Here is a 14,665-nt window from a genome sequence, read left to right as displayed (position 1 = left end):
CCATCACGGAAGTCACAGGATAAGTCTGTCCGGGGAAAGGGGAACTCCGGCCCTCAGCCGATTTGTGCAACAGAGCCATCCTCACGCCCCCGACGGCGGCGCATCCGCTCTACATGACGGGAATGGTTCTTTCGACGGACAGCCGGCGCATGCGGCCGGTCGTTTCATCGCGGATCGTTTTCAGGAAGATCCCCGAGGGAGAGTCGATCCTGGAATATGCGCGCCGGGGCGGGCTTTTGCCCCAGGGCGACCTCGACCCTTTCGTTCTGGCGATGTTGCGCGAGCCGCTGATCTGACCCGGGAACGGCTATTCCTTTCCCCATCGGCCGATCCGGTGATAATCCCCCGGCCGATGCGTCCGCATCCAATAGGCCCGGGCGATCCCGGCGAGGAACACCATCAGGTTCAGGCCCGGCAGGATCCAGTTGATCGCGCCGGTCCGGCCGGTGAACATCGGCAGGTTGGTCAGCACCAGACAGACGATGATGCCCAATGCCGCGACCGAGATCGCCGGGGCGATCCTGCCCTGCCACAGGCCGGTGCCGCGCCGGTCGCGCCGGAAGAAGGCGAATATGGCGCAGGCCGTCAGCAATTCCATCGCCGGAATGCTGACCGCGGCCGGAACGCAGCCGATGACGAAAAGATCCAGATAGGGGTCGAGATCCCGCACGACGCAGAACAGCAGGACGGCGGCGGCGAAAAGAGTGTGCGACAGGCTCGCCACCCAGGGCGCCCCGGTTTTCGCGGACCGCGCCGCAAAGACCCGGCCGATCACCCCGTCCCGCCCCAGAACGAAAAGGTATCGCGCCGTGGCGTTGTGGAAGGCGAGGATCGAGGCGAACCAGTTGCCGGCGACGAAAAGCACCAGCAGATCGGCGAAACCCGCGCCGACATGGGTGCCCGCGGCGAGGGCGAACATGTCCGTCGGCCTGTCGTGCGCCACCTGGACGGCCGCGGCATCGCCGAAGGCCGCGATGATCGCCCAGGTCACGACGGCGTGGAAGATGGCGATCGCCCCGATGGCGCCATAGGTCGCCCTGCGGATCGCGCCTTCCGGGTCGCGCACCTCTTCGCGGAAGAGGGCGGTGGCCTCGAACCCCGCGAAGGCCGCGAAGACGACCAGAAGCACGACGCCGATCTCGCCGCCGGCGATGGTGTCGGGGCGGAAGGCGTGCAGCGACAGGCCCTCTGCACCGCCGGTCCCGATGATGGCGACCGACAGGACGGCAAATAGCGCCACCTCGACCAGCAGGATCAGGCCGAGCACCCGCATGTTCAGTTCGACATTCAGCACCCCCAGGACGCCCATCGCCGCCATCGCCACGCCCGCCCAGACCTGCCACGGCGTCCCGACACCCAGGAACGTGGCGGTCGCCTGGCTGGCGAAGACCGCGAACGGGCCGATGGAGGCGGTCGCGGCCACGGCATAGGCCAGAATGGCGACGAAGGCCGCGCCCAGGCCCGGCGGCCGTCCGATCCCGACAGCGATGAAGGAAAAGAACGCCCCCGCATCGGGGATGAAACGCGCCATCGCGGTATAGCCGGCGGCGAAGATCGCGAGGAACATCCCGACGACCAGAAACATGCCCGCAGTCCCGATACCCCCCGCGCCGAGCGCAAGCGGCGTGGAGCCGACGGCAAAACCCAGTGGCGCGGCGGCGGCCACGACGAAGAACACCGCATGGCGCGCCGAAAGGCCGCCCCCTGCCGCCCGGGCCCGGTCTTGGCTGTTCAGGGCCGTCATTCCCCCGCTCCCCCCCTGCGGCCTTGCCATAGCCGCCGCCACCGCCGGTCATGACCCGCAGGCGGTCACCCGGCGCCAGCCGGATGCCGTTCGCCTTGCGCAGATCTTCCCGCTCGACGCTGCCTGCGATCTCGACCCGCGCGGGCAACCCCGCCCCGCCCCCCGCCAGCCCCCAGGCCGGGGTGACGGAACGGTCGAACCAGAGATAGACCTCCGTCGGCGCGAAGAACTCGTACCCCCGCACGATCCCGCAGCCGCCCCGGTGCAGCCCTCGCCGCCCGACCCGCGGCGGAACGCATATTCGGTCACGCGGATCGGATAGCGTTCCTCGAACGCCTCGACCGGCGTGTTGCGGAAGCTGCCGTTCAGCAGGTTGATCACGCCATCCGCACTGGAAAACCGGGCCGAGGCGCCCCAGCCGCCCGCATGGGCCTCGACGCACAGACAGTCGCGGTCCGGGTGGCGGGGGCCGCGGCCGGCGAAACAGGTGATCATCGAGTCGCCGAACTGCGCCGCCGTCACCCTGTCGGGCAGGACGGCGGCGAAGGCGCTGATGAAAAGGCCGATCAGCAGCCCGAAAGAGGCGAGTACCAGGCGCAGGGCGCCGGTTCCTGCGCATCGTGCATCGAGCCGGGCCGAGCCGGGATCGCGATATTGCGAAAGCAACCGCCGTCGAACGGCCGGTCCGGCGCCAGCAGCATCTTGCAGGCCACGCGCATCGCGGCGACGGTCTGCGCGCGCCCGCAGTTGACCGGGCCGCGGGTCGCATCCGGGCTTTCGGTCAGGTCGATGGCCATCCGTTCGCCCGCGACGATGATCCTGATCGCGACCGGCACCGGCCTTTCCAGATCGACGCCATCGTTGTCCAGAAAGCCCCGCCCCTCGTAGACCCCATCGGGAATGGCCCCCACCGCCGCGCGGTCGGCCTCTTCGCTTTGCCGGAAGATCCGGTCCCGGCACGCCTCGATGACCGGCAGGCCGAAGCGGCGGACGATCTCTGCCATCCGCTGCCGGCCGGTGCGGCAAGCGGCGATCATGGCATTGAGGTCGCCGATCAGCAGATCCGCGCTGCGGCTGTTGCGGCGGAGGATATCGAGGATGGCCCCGACCGGGCCGTCGGCGGTGGCGATCCGGGTCGGGCCAAGGCGGATCCCTTCCTGATAGACCTCGGTCGTCGCGGTGCCGCCGCCGGGGTCGCGGCCGCCGATGTCGGTGACATCCGCCCGCACCGCGACATAGCCCGCCAGTTCGCCTTCCAGATAAAGAGGCGCGAACATCGTGACATCGGTGAGATGCGCGCCCTGGATATAGGGATCGTTGAGCAAGGCGATATCCCCCTCGCGCAACCAGCCCGGCCCGCCCCGGATCCGCGGGGCCTCGCGCACCGCCTGGTCCAGACTGCCGAGAAACAGCGGCAGCCCGCTGGACTGGCCCAGCACATCGCAGTTCCTGTCCAGCAGGGCGGCCGCGGCATCGCCGTTTTCGTAGATCAGCGGCTGGAAGGCCGAACGGCACAGCACCGCCAGCATGTCCTCGGCCGCGGAAAGAAGCAGGTTGCGGACGATCTCTGTCGTCACGACATCCACGGTCATGCCGGGGTCCTCCTGATGACCAGGGCCCCGAACCGTTCCCGGCGGGCGGTCCAGCCCAGCGGCACGAAGGTGGTCGCGCCCGCCTCGGGGATGATCGCGGGGCCGGTCACGGCATCGCCCCGCCCGATGCCGTCGCGGTGGACGATGCGCGCCCTATGCGCCCGCCCCGCGACCGACACGGGCCGGCGGCGGTCCGCCCGCGCGGCGCAGGCGGCGGCGGGCGGATCGGGGTCGCAGACCCGGCCCCCGATCCGGCCGACCGCGGCAAGGCGCATCTGCACCAGTTCCACGGGGGCCTCGGGCATTGCATGGCCGAACTGCCGGCGATAGCGGTCGTGGAAATCGCGCGCCAGCGCCGCCGGATCGCCCAAGGGCACCGGCAGGGCATGCGCCTGCCCGCGATACCGCATGTCCACGGCAAGCCGACAATCGTGTCCGCCCGGCACGACGCTTTCGTCCGCCAGCAGCGCCTGCCCGCGCGCGCGCAACCGGCCCTCGGCCCGCGCCAGCATCGCCGCCGCCCCCGGGCCCCCGGCCAGCCCTTCCAGCGGCAACGACACATCGTGGCGGATGTCGGCATGCAGCATCCCCCAAGCCTACAGGACGCCCGGGCCGAAGGGCACGATCACCTCGCCGATGCCCAGTTCCTCGGCCAGCGCCACGCCGTGCAGCGGCCCCGCCCCGCCGAAGGCCAGCAAGGAGAACCCGCGCGGGTCGATCCCGCGCCGCATGGCCAGGGTGCGGATGGCATTCGCCATCATCGCATCCGCCACCGCCAGCACGCCTTCCGCCGCCGCCTCGACGCCGATCCCCAGATCCGCGGCCAGCGCCCCCATGGCGGTCCGGGCGGCGGACAGGTCCAGCCGCATCCGCCCGCCCAGAAACTCCTCCGGGTCGATCCGGCCCAGAAGCAGCTGCGCATCCGTGACGGTGGGCCGCCTGCCCCCCAGCCCATAGCAGGCCGGGCCGGGATCCGCCCCCCCGCTGACCGGGCCGACGCGCAGCCCGCCCGCCTCGGCCCGCGCGACCGAGCCGCCGCCCGCGCCGATGGTGTGCATCTCGACCATCGGCATCCGCAGGACCGTCCCCGCGATCTCGGCCTCGGGCGCCACGGCGATCCGGCCGTCGACGACAAGGCTCACGTCCGATGAGGTGCCCCCATGTCGAGGGCGATCAGGTTCGGCCGATCCAGCGCCCGCGAAATCGCCCGCGCCGCGACCACGCCGCCGGCCGGGCCGGACAGGATCGTCTGGATGGGCTGCCGGGCCACGAGGGCCGCCGCACAGATCCCCCCGCCCGACCGCATGACATGCAGCGGCGCCGGGCAGGCCCTGTCCTGCAAGGCGCGCCCCAGGGCGGCCAGATAGCTTTCGACGCTGCGGGCCACATAGGCCGTCGCCACCGCGCTGGAACTGCGCTCGTATTCGCCCTGCTCCGGCGCAATCTCGTGCGACAGCACGACCGACACGCCGGGCAGCCGGGCCCCCAGAAGGCGCCGGAACGCCAGTTCGTGCACCGGGTTCCGGTGGGCGTGCAGGAAACAGACCGCGACGCTTGCGATCCCCTCGGCCGCCAGCCCGTCGGGGATCCGGTGCGCATCGGCGGGGTCGGGCGGGATCTGCACACGGCCGTCACGGCACAGCCGCCCGGGGACGGTGCGGATATCGGCAGGCTGCACCAGCGGAACCCGCCGCGCCGGCGTCAGGCTCCATATATCGCGGTTCTCGGCCCGGCCCAGAAACAGCACATCCCCGAACCCCGCCGTGGTGACAAGCGCCCCCGCCGCCAAGGCAGCCCGGCATCGCCATGGCGCTTCCGGCCATGTCCCGTTGCCGGAACGGGCGGATCAGGGCGCGGGCCCGCCCTTTCCGGGGTCTCGGCTTCGGGATGCTGCGGATCATCGTTCTGCCTGGCTGCTGGATCGGCAGGCGCCATCGCCCCGCGCGGGGCGGGACCGATCGGTTGGATGCGCTGGATTGAAGATCGCCGGATCAGGTCACGGGGCCGCCCCGCATGCCGTCATCGGAGCCGCTCGTCATCGTCGTTGAAATAGTCCATCGTACAGGCATGCAGCATGCGCGCCGGCTGGTCGGTATGGTTCCAGGTCAGATGCTTGCGGGTGGAATCGAAATGCAGCGAATCCCCCTCTTCCAGCACATAGACCTGCCCCGCGACCTCCACCGTCAGCGAACCGTCGAGGATGTAGATCAGTTCCTCGCCCTCGTGCGCCATGGGTTCGGTCTTGCGCCCGGGCGGTTCGGTGATGATGGAACCGTTCAGGATGCTGCCGGGGAACCTGGTCGAAAGCCGTTCATAGCGCGCCGCGCTCGGCCCCGGGGCACAGGCCCGGCGGGTGTCGATGGAGTCGCTTTTCGGCTGGTCGAGGAACATGTTGATGGAGGCCCCAAGCGCCTTGGACAGCGCGACAAGCGAGGTGATCGACGGCAGCGTCCGCCCCCGTTCGACCTGAGAGATGAAGCTGAAGGACAACCCCGAAAGCGCCGCCACGTCCTTGAGCGTCAGCCCGAGATGCTTGCGCCTTTCGCGCAGCCGTTTCGCCAGGGCCGGCGCCTGCGCGCCCGTGGGCAGATTCATCCGGGCCTCCAGAATTGCGGTATGGGTGCAATTCCGTCGGATCCAGGGCTGGCGTCAAGGAATTGTGGTGTCACTGCAATTTTCCTCCGGCAAGGCGCCTCCGAACCCCTGCCGCCATTGCATTCCATGCCCGCCGGGGCGATAGTGTTCAGATAAGATCAAGGATGTTCAATATTGTGACCCTCACCTCACCGGATACGGAACAGGAAACCGCCTATGGCGCGCCGCCGGTGGCGCGCGCCTTCACCCTGCTGCGGCATATCGCGGCCGGGAACCGCTGCCGCAACATCAGCCATGCCGCCAAGGCGACGGGCATCAACCGCACGACGCTGATCCGGCTTCTGGCGACGCTGGAAGACGAAAAGATGATCGAGGCCATTCCCGACGACGGGGGCTACCGGCTGGGAACCGGCCTGATCACGCTGGCGGCCGAGGCGCTGCACGGCCGGGCCATCGCGCAGGTCGCCCTGCCCTTCCTGGCCGAACTGGTGCGCGAGTTGCACCTTTCGGCGCATCTTGGGATCCTCGAGGGGCGCGAGATCGTCTATCTGGCGCGGGTCACGCCGAATTCGCATCTGGCCAGCAATGTGCGCGAGGGAACCCGGCTGCCGGCGCATGCGACCACCATCGGGCGCGTCCTGCTGGCCGACCTGCCGGTGGCGGAGGTGCGCGCGCGCTATGCGGGGATCCCGCTCGAGGCCTACAGCGAAAGGACGCGCACGACGCTGGCCGACCTCGAGGCGCAGCTGGCAGAGGACCGCACGCTCGGCATCGCGTGGAGCATGGCGAATTTCGAGCCCGAGATCGGGTCGGCCGCCGCCCTCGTGCGCGATCACCGCGGGCAGGCGGCAGGTGCGGTCAACGTCACCGGCCACGCCAGCGTCTTCGCCCCGGAAAGCCCCCGGCTGGCAGAGATCGAGGCGGCGCTGGCCAAGGCCGCGCGGGGGATATCCGAGGCGCTCGGCTATCGCGAATGACCGAAGCGGCGGGGAGCATTCGCGCCCCGGTCTGTCTGGCGAAGGCGCGTGCCTTCGCCATATCCCGCGCGTGGAGTTGCCCCGGCCGGGGGCCCAAAGCCCCCGGCCAGCGCCCGCCCCGCCCATGGCGGGCGCTTCTCGCCCGCCGGGGCAGGCGCTGGCCTACCCACTACTCGCACGATCTCCGTCCCTATTGGCACCGCCGCGCGAACGGGCGGGGGAAACGCAATGCGTTTCCTCATCCCGCCCGGCCAGGCGGCAGCCCCGTGACCGCAGATTCCCCTACCCCTGCGCCGCCCCCTCGGGCTGGCCGAGCGGCGCGGTCCAGGCGTCGTAGCCATAGACCCAATCGGCATTCCCCTGCCCCTTCATCCAGTCGTTGGCAAGCGACCCCTGCTGGATCCGCGCGGTGCGGTCGCGGCGGGCGTCCTCGTAGCGGCGCAGCGCAAGGGGCACGTCGGCGGGGCCCGCGCCTTCCAGCGCGCGCGACAGCACCACCGCATCCTCGATCGCCATGCAGGCGCCCTGCGCCATGAAGGGCACCATCGGATGCGCCGCATCGCCCAGAAGCGTCGCATGGTCCGACGACCAGCGCGGCATCGGATCGCGGACATAAAGCGCCGATTTGGTGACGGATCCGATCGCCGCCAGCAGGGCGCGGACCTCGGGGTGGAAATCGCTGTAGACCGCGCGCAGTTCGTCCACGTCGCCGGGCATGGTCCAGCTTTCCTCGCGCCAGTCGTCCTGCGGGGTGGTGGCGAAGATGAACACCTCTTCCCCCCGGGTCAGCGGAAAGACGACGACCTGCACATCGGGCTGCGGCCCCCACCATTTGGTAAAACTGTCGAGGTTCGGCACCGCCGCCACCGCCGCCCGCGGCACCACGGCGCGATAGGATACGAGGCCGGTGAACCGGGGGCTGTCGGCGCCGAACAGCGCCGTGCGCACCGCCGAATGGATGCCGTCTGCGCCGATCACCACGTCATATTGCGCGCTGGAGCCATCGGCGAGGCGCACCGTACCGCCCGACACCCCCGTCACCCTGTGGTCGAGCCGGATCGCGGCGCCCGGCACCCGCGCCTCCAGCGCGCGCAGCAGGTCGCCCCGGTGAATGGTCAGCTGCGGCGCGCCGTATTTCGCCTCCGCCTCCGCGCCCATCGGCAGGCGCGAGGTCTCTTCGCCCGTATCCCAGGTGCGGCTGATGCGGAAGGCGGGCCGCGCCGCCGTCTCGCGCAGCGTCTCGCCGATCCCCAGCCGGTCGAGCGCGCGGACGGCGTTCGGGGTCAGGTTCACGTCGGCGCCGATGCGCGTGAAGGCGCGCGCCTGTTCGTGAAGGGTGACGCGGTGCCCCTGCCGGATCAGCGCGATGGCCGCCGTCAGGCCCCCCACCCCGCCGCCGCAGATGCCGATGTTCAGGCTCATCCCTTTTCTCCCCCTCAGATGTAGGTGTAACCGAAAGACAGCGCGAACCGCCCCGCATCCAGCGGCGCATTGCCCAGCCGCGCGCGGCGCAGCCACAGCCGGCCATGGATTTCCATCTCCGCGAAATCGGTGCCGGCGGCGAACTCGGCACTGTCGCACCAGACCCCGCCCAGGCAATCCGCACCCCGGAAAACGGCGGGCGCATCGAACCGCGCATGGGCCAGCGACAGGTTGCCATAGGCGACGGCGCGGGCGAAATCCGCGCCCTCGGCGAAACGGGCATGATCGAACCGCGCGATGCCGCGGAATTCGGCATCCGCGAAACCGGCGCGGCGGTCGAACCGCGCATCCTCGAACCGCGCATCGGTGCTGAAGGTCGCGCCCGCGAAGGCCGCCTGCCCGCCGATGGCCGCGCCCCGGAACCAGGCGAGCCCAAGGAACCGCGCGCCCCGGGCGTCGATGCCCTGCGGAAAGCTGGCGCCCGAAAAATCGACCCCCGGCAGGTCGCGCCCCGCGAGGTCGAGCATCCCCTCGCAGGTCACGCCCGCCAGATCGACATGCGCGCCGTGCCGCCACGGCACCGACAGAAGCGTCGCGATCTCGGCCGCGCGCATCACGCCGCCTCCCCGATCCGGTCCCGCGCCAGCGCGACCGCGGCATCGGCCCAGTCCATCGCCAGATCCTCGGCCATCTCGCTGCCCGAGGCGTCATGCGTGACGCGGGGGCCGACCTGCGTGGCGCCCTGCCCGGTCAGAAGGTCGGCGATGATCCGGCTGCCGAAGTTGTGGGTCGTGTCGTATTCGGTATCGCCCAGACCGAAGATGGCGAAATGGATGCCCGAAAGATCGGGCCTTTCCGCCTCCATCGCCGCGGCGAAGGGCTTGGCCGAGGCCGGCAGTTCGCCGTCGCCATAGGTCGAGCAGATGACCAGATAGAACCGGTCCGGCGTAAAGTCGCCGGGGGCGAAATCCGACAGGTTGGTGCAGGCGACGTCATGGCCGGCGCCCAGATGGGCCACGACATCCTCGGCCAGCATCTCGGCATTGCCGGTTTCGGTTCCGTAAAGGACGGTGATGTTCATCCGGCGTTCTCCTCGGTTTGCAGGGCCAGGGTCAGCATCTCCTGGCGGTCGGCCACCTTGCGGCGGCAGCGGTCGGCGGGGGCGCGGGCGATTTCCGCCGCGTCGATGCGCATCCAGCCCGCGTGATCCACACGGCCGGCGGCGGGGCCGAGCCCCGGCCTGCCGCCGTCGCCGTCGCCCAGATCGGCAAGGATGCGGGCGGCCAGCGCCTGCGCGTCGGCGCGGTTGTCGGGGATGGTGCCGCGCGGGCCGCGCCGGAACCAGCCGGTCGCGTAAAGCCCGGGACCCAGCACCCCCGCCGCGCGGTCGGGCGCCGCGGCCAGCAGCGCATCGCGCGACAGGTTCGCGCAACCGTCGAAGCCGATCGCGGTCAGGAAGGTGTCGCAGGGCAGCGTCACCTCGGCCCCCGCGCCATCGCGGAACCGCACGGCGGCGATGCGGCCCCCTTCGCCCTCCAGCGCCACCGGCGTCAGGCCGAAGCGGAAGACGATCCGCCGCGGCCCCTGCCCGGTGCCGTCGATGGCGGCGAGCGCGTCCAGCCGCTTCTGCCCCTCTGCATCCGCGGCGGTGCCGGGGTTTTCCACCCGGATCGCGGCATGGGACAGGCGGTGCAGTTCCTTCACCATCACCGGGTCGAACCTGGCCTGCGCCGCCGCCGACCGGCCGACGATGGTGATCGTTTCCACCGGCGCCGCGGTCAGCCAGGCGGTCGGCCCGGGGCCGAGATCGGTGCCCGCCAGTTCGTCCGCGCCCTTGGCCAGCAGCCGGATCAGGTCGATGGCGACATTGCCGTTGCCCATGACGATCACATGCCGGCCAAGCGGCGGCAGCGGCGCCGCATCGGGATGTTCGTTGAGCGCGCGGGTCACAGCCCCCGCCCCGGCGACGCCCGCCAGCCCCTCGCCGGGGATGCCCAGACGGCGGTCGGCCGACAGGCCCGCGGCCAGCACCACGGCGTCATAGGCCGCGCGCAGGTCGTCCAGCGCGATGTCCTCGCCCACCGCCAGATTGCCGATGAAGCCCGCGCCCTGCCGTTCGAACAGCCGCTCGAACTGGCGGGTGATGGCCTTGGTTCCCTGATGGTCGGCGGCCACGCCGTAGCGGACAAGACCGTAGGGCACCGGCAGGCGGTCGATCAGATCGACCTTCAGCCCCGGCCGCGCCTTCAGCAGCGCCTGCGCCAGATAGCAGCCCGAGGGGCCCGCCCCCACGATGGCGACCGAGGCGGGCATCACACCGCCCCCCCGGCCCAGGGCAGCGGCCGCCCGGACAGATCGGTGTAGACGGATTTCTGCGCCATATAGGCGCGGATCCCGTCGCGGCCCTTTTCGCGGCCCATGCCGCTGTCCTTTTCGCCGCCGAAGGGGGTCGAGATCGAGAATTGCTTGTAGGTGTTGATCCAGACGGTGCCGGTGCGCAGCGCCCGGCCCACGCGCCAGGCCCGGGGGAAATCGCGGGTCCAGATGCCGCAGGCCAGGCCATAGGCGTTGTCGTTGCCCTTGGCGATCACCTCGGCCTCGTCCTCGAAGGGCAGCACGGCAAGGACCGGGCCGAACACCTCCTCCCGGCAGATGCGGGCGGTGTTGTCCATCCCGGCAAGGATCGTCGGCAGGTAATAGGCGCCCCTGTCGTAGAGCCCGCCCCCGGGCGCGCGTCCGCCGGTCAGGACGGACGCCCCCTCTGCCCGGGCGGCGGCGACATGGGCGGCGACGGCATCGCGGTGGTCGAAATGGATCAGCGGCGCCACCTGCGTCGCATCGTCGAAGGGATGGCCCACGCGCAACCGTTCCGTCGCGGCGACGAGGCGCGCGACGAAGGCGTCATGGATGCCGCGCTGCACGAACAGCCGCGATCCCGCGATGCAGCTTTGCCCGCTGGACGAAAAGATGCCGTAAAGCACCCCGGCCACCGCAAGGTCGATGTCGGCGTCGTCGAATACGATGGTGGGCGACTTGCCCCCCAGTTCCAGCGACACCGGCATCAGCTTTTCCGCCGCCTTGCGCGCCAGCGCGCGCCCCGTTTCGGTGCCGCCGGTAAAGCTGACCTTGGCGATGTCGGGATGTTCGACCAGCAGGTTGCCGATCTCGCGCCCCGCGCCGGGCAGCACCGAAAACAGCCCCTTGGGCAGCCCCGCCGCGGCCACGATACGGGCCAGTTCCAGGCTGACCAGCGGCGACCAGGAGGCGGGCTTCAACAGCACCGCATTGCCCGCTGCAAGCGCGGGCGCGACCTTCTGCGCGTCCGAGGCGATGGGCGAATTCCAGGGCGTGATGGCCGCGACAAGGCCCAGGGGTTCGTGGACAGAGGCCGTCAGCGCCTCGCCCCGCTGCACCGTCAACGCCTCGTCCGCGGTTTCCAGCACCGCGGCGAAATAGCGGAAGGTTCCGGCGGCAGAGGCGGCCAGCGCCCGGGTTTCCCGCAGCGTCTTGCCGGTGTCGAGCGTCTGGATGCGCGCGATGCGGTCGGCGTTCGCCTCGATCCCGTCGGCGATGCGGGCCAGCAGGCGGGCGCGTTCATGCGCGCGCAGGCCGCGCCAGGCCGGATCGGCCTGCGCCGCCCGCGCGCGTTCGATGGCGCGCAGGCCATCGGCCGCGGACGCCCCGGCGAACACGCGGTTCACCGACCCGTCGGCCGGAAAGACCGATGTGATCGCGGCCCCGGTGCCGGTTTCCCATTCGCCGCCGATGAACAGCTTGCCCTCTGGCAGGTCGGAAATGGCTTGTTGCAGCATGGCTTTCCCTCAGATGGCGACGGGGCCGAGGCGGTTGCGGATTTCGCGCAGCACGCTGTAGATCGTCGTGGCCGAGGTCTTGGCATTGCCCTCGGACGGCCTGTTCTCGATACGGATCGTGTAGTTGGCCAGCGGCGAGGCGACGGTGTATTCGTGCACATTGCCGGGCGCGGCCGGATCGGCGACCAGTTCGACCTGCGTTTCCTCGAACCCCGCCCCCGCCAGCGCCAGCGTGGCGGCGACATTCGCGTTCCTGGGATAGGCGGTCGCGGCTTCGCGCGCGGTGCCGGTGAAGAACACCCGCGCCTCGGTCAGCGCGCCGAGGTCGAGCATCCCGGCCGCCGGCGTGCCGGCCCAGGCGGCGGGCGGTTTCGCGCCGCGGTAGCGCACCTTCACCCCGCCCCCCGCGCCGAGCGCCGACAGAAGGTCGATGGCGCCGACCGCGCCCGCCGGCAGGACCAGCCGCGCGCCCCCTTCGGCCGCCGCGGCGCGCAGCGCGGCCTCCAGCGCCGGATCGGCCAGCGCGCCGATGGACACGAGGATCACATCGACGCCCGCGCGCAGCACCGCGGGCACATGGGCCTGCGCCGCCGCATGGCCCGCGCATTCGACCACGAGGCCCGGCCGTTCGGCCAGCAGGGCGGCCGCATCCGTGACGACGGCATGGCTGCGGGCGGCGCCGGCCAGATCGCCCTCCAGCCGGCGGCGGGCGTCCGCCTCCATCCCGGGCAGCACCAGCACCGCCAGATGGTCCAGAGGCCCGCCCCGCGCCAGAAGATCCAGAAGCGCCGTGGCGATATTGCCGAAACCGATGAGACCCAGGCGCATGGCGTCAGACCTTGTTGCCCGCGGCCCCGGCGGGCGGGCCGGAAAAGGACTGGGCGAAGGGGCCGATGGCGATCATGTCCACCTCGACCACCTGCGGCCCCGCGGCCGCCAGCGCCGCATCCAGCGCCGCCGGGAAATCCGCGACATCGCGCACCACGGCATGGGGCATCCCGATGGACCGGCAGAAACCGGCGAAATCCGGGACGGCGATCTTGGAATAATGCCGGCGGCTGTCGTATTGCGCATCCTGGATGTTCTGGATCACGCCATAGGCCTGATCGTTCATCAGCACGTAGACGACCGGAGCGTTTTCATCCACCGCGGTGATCATCTCTGCCAGGCCCAGCATCGTGCCGCCATCGCCGAGCAGCGTGATCGCCTTGGCCTCGCCCCCCAAGGCCGCGCCGATGCCCATCGCCACCCCCTGCCCGATCCCGCCGCCGAGCGCATGCACACCATGGCGCGGTTCCGCGATACGGACATAGCGGTTGCCGAAGGTCGAGTTCGAGATCGTCACATCGCGCACCCAGGGGTGGCGGCCCGCCGCGACCCGTTCGGCCAGCGCATCGGCCACGGCGCCGTAGGGGCCCAGCTGGTCGCGCATCCGGCCCTCGGACAGCACCCGGGTGCGGGCGATGTCGAAGGGCAGGTCCGGATCGGTGTCGAGCCGCGCGGGCAGCCGGTCCAGCAGGCGGCGCAGGCTGTCGGCGGCATCGCCATGGGCGAAGATCTCGACCGGATAGTTGCGTCCGCCCTGCGCCGCATCGGCGTCGATCTGGATCAGCCGGCGCGGCAACGGCATCTGGTTGTTGCGCGTCTCGTTGCCGCGCAGGCGCGACCCCGCGACGATCATCAGATCGCAGGTCGCGTAAAGCTCCGCCGCCTCGGGCGTCATGTTGAAGGCGCCGAGGTTGCCGGGCTCTTCCTCGGACACGATGGCGCGGCCGTTGGTCGAGGTGACGACGCCGAAGCCCCGGCGCAGAAGTTCGGCCGCCTCCGCCCCCGCGCCGCGCGCGCCCCCGCCCAGCCACAAAAGCGGCCTGCGGGCCTGACGGACCAGTTCGGCGATCTCGTCGATGACGGCATCGGGGGCGGTCGGCCGGGTCGGGCGGGGCGCATGGATGCGTGTCGCGCCGCGCGCGGTCGTGCGCTGCACGTCCACCGGGATTTCCAGGCTGACCGGCCCCGCCGGGGCGGACAGCGCGGCCGAAACGGCGGCGGTCAGCGCGCCGATGGCGCCGTTCGCATCCCACATGCGGAACACGGCCTTGGACACGCCGCGCAGCATTTCCGGCTGGCGGGGCACGTCGTGGATGGCGGCGCGGTCGCGGTCGGCGAATTCCAGATCCACCTGGGTGGTGATGTGCAGCACGGGCGAACCTGCGGTCAGTGCCTCGGCCTGGGCGCCCGCGGCATTGCCCGCGGCGGTGCCGGTCGAGGTCATGCAGACGCCGAGCCCCCCGGTGACGCGGGCATAGGCATCGGCCATGTTCATCGCCCCCGCCTCGCCCCGCGCGGGGACAAAGCGGATGCGGCCCTGCCGGGCCACGGCGTCGAGGATCGGCATGTTGTGGATCGAGATGACGCCGAAGATCGTCCTGACGCCGATTTCCGCAAGGTAGCGGGCGATGAAGTCGCCGACGGTCTCGGTGGCGGTCTCGGTCTCGTCGATGGGGGCGAGAAGCATGGGGGATC

General features: G+C 71.0%; 13 protein-coding genes and 2 pseudogenes. 2 read left to right on the top strand and 13 right to left on the bottom strand.

Translation table 11 applies throughout. The features are described from left to right. Nucleotides 1–149: 149 nt before the first annotated feature. Nucleotides 150–296: a hypothetical protein gene (locus RGD00_RS16485; RefSeq protein WP_310458386.1), complete on the top strand. Its 147-nt coding sequence runs from the start codon at nucleotides 150–152 to the stop codon at nucleotides 294–296. Between the two features lie 11 nt (nucleotides 297–307). Here the strand turns inward: RGD00_RS16485 and RGD00_RS16480 are convergent, their stop codons facing one another. The 6 genes and pseudogenes from RGD00_RS16480 to RGD00_RS16460 all read right to left on the bottom strand — a co-directional run bounded on the left by RGD00_RS16480 (nucleotide 308) and on the right by RGD00_RS16460 (nucleotide 5,931). Then, a complete protein-coding gene (locus RGD00_RS16480) occupies nucleotides 308–1,744 on the bottom strand; it encodes an APC family permease (RefSeq protein ID WP_310458385.1) in 1,437 nt (478 codons plus the stop codon). 82 nt (nucleotides 1,745–1,826) lie between these two features. After that, nucleotides 1,827–2,266 (bottom strand): annotated as a pseudogene (locus RGD00_RS23535) (hydantoinase B/oxoprolinase family protein); the annotation flags it as partial. Between the two features lie 44 nt (nucleotides 2,267–2,310). Further along, on the bottom strand, nucleotides 2,311–3,336 hold the full coding sequence (locus RGD00_RS16475) for a hydantoinase B/oxoprolinase family protein (RefSeq protein WP_310458384.1): 1,026 nt from the start codon (nucleotides 3,334–3,336) through the stop codon (nucleotides 2,311–2,313). Continuing rightward, a complete protein-coding gene (locus RGD00_RS16470; protein ID WP_310458383.1) occupies nucleotides 3,333–3,923 on the bottom strand; it encodes a hydantoinase/oxoprolinase family protein in 591 nt (196 codons plus the stop codon). The genes RGD00_RS16475 and RGD00_RS16470 overlap by 4 nt, the downstream gene beginning before the upstream one ends. Nucleotides 3,924–3,932: 9 nt before the next feature. Next, nucleotides 3,933–5,125, bottom strand: a pseudogene (locus tag RGD00_RS16465) (hydantoinase/oxoprolinase family protein). A gap of 230 nt (nucleotides 5,126–5,355) precedes the next feature. Then, a complete protein-coding gene (locus RGD00_RS16460; protein ID WP_310458382.1) occupies nucleotides 5,356–5,931 on the bottom strand; it encodes a helix-turn-helix domain-containing protein in 576 nt (191 codons plus the stop codon). Between the two features lie 164 nt (nucleotides 5,932–6,095). Here RGD00_RS16460 and RGD00_RS16455 point away from each other — a divergent pair, with 164 nt between their 5' ends. Next, nucleotides 6,096–6,908: an IclR family transcriptional regulator gene (locus RGD00_RS16455; RefSeq protein ID WP_310458381.1), complete on the top strand. Its 813-nt coding sequence runs from the start codon at nucleotides 6,096–6,098 to the stop codon at nucleotides 6,906–6,908. A gap of 282 nt (nucleotides 6,909–7,190) precedes the next feature. Here RGD00_RS16455 and RGD00_RS16450 read toward each other — a convergent pair whose 3' ends face one another. Genes RGD00_RS16450 through RGD00_RS16420 form a run of 7 tightly spaced genes read right to left on the bottom strand, consistent with a single transcriptional unit; the run spans nucleotide 7,191 to nucleotide 14,657 of the window. Continuing rightward, the gene (locus tag RGD00_RS16450) at nucleotides 7,191–8,330 is read right to left on the bottom strand and encodes an FAD-dependent monooxygenase (protein ID WP_310458380.1); all 1,140 of its coding nucleotides are present in this window, start codon (nucleotides 8,328–8,330) and stop codon (nucleotides 7,191–7,193) included. A 14-nt stretch (nucleotides 8,331–8,344) separates the two neighbouring features. Continuing rightward, entirely contained in the window at nucleotides 8,345–8,944 is a 600-nt protein-coding gene (locus RGD00_RS16445) for a pentapeptide repeat-containing protein (RefSeq protein ID WP_310458379.1), read from the bottom strand. Continuing rightward, nucleotides 8,944–9,411, bottom strand: coding sequence for a flavodoxin domain-containing protein (locus RGD00_RS16440; RefSeq protein WP_310458378.1), 468 nt, complete (start codon nucleotides 9,409–9,411; stop codon nucleotides 8,944–8,946). The genes RGD00_RS16445 and RGD00_RS16440 overlap by 1 nt, the downstream gene beginning before the upstream one ends. Then, nucleotides 9,408–10,643 carry an FAD-dependent oxidoreductase gene (locus RGD00_RS16435; protein WP_310458377.1) on the bottom strand — a complete coding sequence of 412 codons (1,236 nt, stop codon included), beginning with the start codon at nucleotides 10,641–10,643 and terminating at the stop codon, nucleotides 9,408–9,410. Before RGD00_RS16435 ends, RGD00_RS16440 begins: the two co-directional genes overlap by 4 nt. Next, nucleotides 10,643–12,142 carry an aldehyde dehydrogenase gene (locus RGD00_RS16430; protein WP_310458376.1) on the bottom strand — a complete coding sequence of 500 codons (1,500 nt, stop codon included), beginning with the start codon at nucleotides 12,140–12,142 and terminating at the stop codon, nucleotides 10,643–10,645. Before RGD00_RS16430 ends, RGD00_RS16435 begins: the two co-directional genes overlap by 1 nt. A gap of 9 nt (nucleotides 12,143–12,151) precedes the next feature. Continuing rightward, entirely contained in the window at nucleotides 12,152–12,970 is an 819-nt protein-coding gene (locus RGD00_RS16425; protein ID WP_310458375.1) for an aspartate dehydrogenase, read from the bottom strand. Between the two features lie 4 nt (nucleotides 12,971–12,974). Further along, the gene (locus tag RGD00_RS16420; RefSeq protein WP_310458374.1) at nucleotides 12,975–14,657 is read right to left on the bottom strand and encodes a thiamine pyrophosphate-binding protein; all 1,683 of its coding nucleotides are present in this window, start codon (nucleotides 14,655–14,657) and stop codon (nucleotides 12,975–12,977) included. Between the last annotated feature and the right edge of the window lie 8 nt (nucleotides 14,658–14,665).

It is taken from the genome of Ruixingdingia sedimenti, assembly GCF_031432425.1.
Taxonomy (GTDB): Bacteria; Pseudomonadota; Alphaproteobacteria; order Rhodobacterales; family Rhodobacteraceae; genus Ruixingdingia; species Ruixingdingia sedimenti.
Note: the sequence above shows the minus strand (reverse complement) of the source record. Positions and strands in the feature narration are given on the sequence as shown.

Excerpts from the sequence above, each read along its gene's own strand:
- RGD00_RS16445 (WP_310458379.1), bottom strand. The coding sequence starts at position 8,944 with ATGCGCGCGGCCGAGATCGCGACGCTTCTGTCGGTGCCGTGGCGGCAC.
- RGD00_RS16470 (WP_310458383.1), bottom strand. The coding sequence starts at position 3,923 with ATGCTGCATGCCGACATCCGCCACGATGTGTCGTTGCCGCTGGAAGGG.
- RGD00_RS16430 (WP_310458376.1), bottom strand. The coding sequence starts at position 12,142 with ATGCTGCAACAAGCCATTTCCGACCTGCCAGAGGGCAAGCTGTTCATC.
- RGD00_RS16460 (WP_310458382.1), bottom strand. The coding sequence starts at position 5,931 with ATGAATCTGCCCACGGGCGCGCAGGCGCCGGCCCTGGCGAAACGGCTG.
- RGD00_RS16440 (WP_310458378.1), bottom strand. The coding sequence starts at position 9,411 with ATGAACATCACCGTCCTTTACGGAACCGAAACCGGCAATGCCGAGATG.
- RGD00_RS16425 (WP_310458375.1), bottom strand. The coding sequence starts at position 12,970 with ATGCGCCTGGGTCTCATCGGTTTCGGCAATATCGCCACGGCGCTTCTG.
- RGD00_RS16450 (WP_310458380.1), bottom strand. The coding sequence starts at position 8,330 with ATGAGCCTGAACATCGGCATCTGCGGCGGCGGGGTGGGGGGCCTGACG.
- RGD00_RS16435 (WP_310458377.1), bottom strand. The coding sequence starts at position 10,643 with ATGCCCGCCTCGGTCGCCATCGTGGGGGCGGGCCCCTCGGGCTGCTAT.
- RGD00_RS16485 (WP_310458386.1), top strand. The coding sequence starts at position 150 with ATGCGGCCGGTCGTTTCATCGCGGATCGTTTTCAGGAAGATCCCCGAG.
- RGD00_RS16475 (WP_310458384.1), bottom strand. The coding sequence starts at position 3,336 with ATGACCGTGGATGTCGTGACGACAGAGATCGTCCGCAACCTGCTTCTT.
- RGD00_RS16480 (WP_310458385.1), bottom strand. The coding sequence starts at position 1,744 with ATGACGGCCCTGAACAGCCAAGACCGGGCCCGGGCGGCAGGGGGCGGC.
- RGD00_RS16420 (WP_310458374.1), bottom strand. The coding sequence starts at position 14,657 with ATGCTTCTCGCCCCCATCGACGAGACCGAGACCGCCACCGAGACCGTC.
- RGD00_RS16455 (WP_310458381.1), top strand. The coding sequence starts at position 6,096 with ATGTTCAATATTGTGACCCTCACCTCACCGGATACGGAACAGGAAACC.